The organism is Microbacterium sp. PF5, from assembly GCF_004794315.1.
Lineage (GTDB): Bacteria > Actinomycetota > Actinomycetes > Actinomycetales > Microbacteriaceae > Microbacterium > Microbacterium sufflavum.
The window spans coordinates 1-296 of the sequence record NZ_SSDQ01000134.1 but is presented as its reverse complement, the minus strand read 5'-3'; the positions used below and the strand labels follow the sequence as shown (position 1 = coordinate 296).

Sequence of the window (296 nt, the reverse complement as noted above, 5' to 3'; positions counted from 1 at the left end):
GCGCGACGATCTCACCCTGTTCACCTACCTGCACCTGGCCGCTGGGCAGCAGGTAGAGGTCGCTGGTGGTGATGGCGTCGGCCGGCACGGCCCAGATCGCGGGATAGAAGGACAGCGCCCAGCCCGGCGAGCGACTCCGCCGTGATGCCGTTCACGTCGGCCAGGTCGCCGCGCGTGGCGTTGAGCTGAAGGGCGTGGTAGCTGAGCTGCGCGCGTTCCAGGGCGTACTCCACGCGGTCCCGGTCCGCGCACGGCGGCGCTCCTCGCCCCACGTCTCGTGCTGGCATCATGACCGG

The 296-nt window shown here is 70.9% G+C and carries 1 protein-coding gene; it reads right to left on the bottom strand.

All coding sequences use genetic code 11. The annotated features are described in order from the left end of the window. Positions 1-20: 20 nt before the first annotated feature. Positions 21-296: hypothetical protein (locus tag DW297_RS12475; protein WP_205828292.1), on the bottom strand; the 276-nt coding region annotated here is incomplete at its 5' end.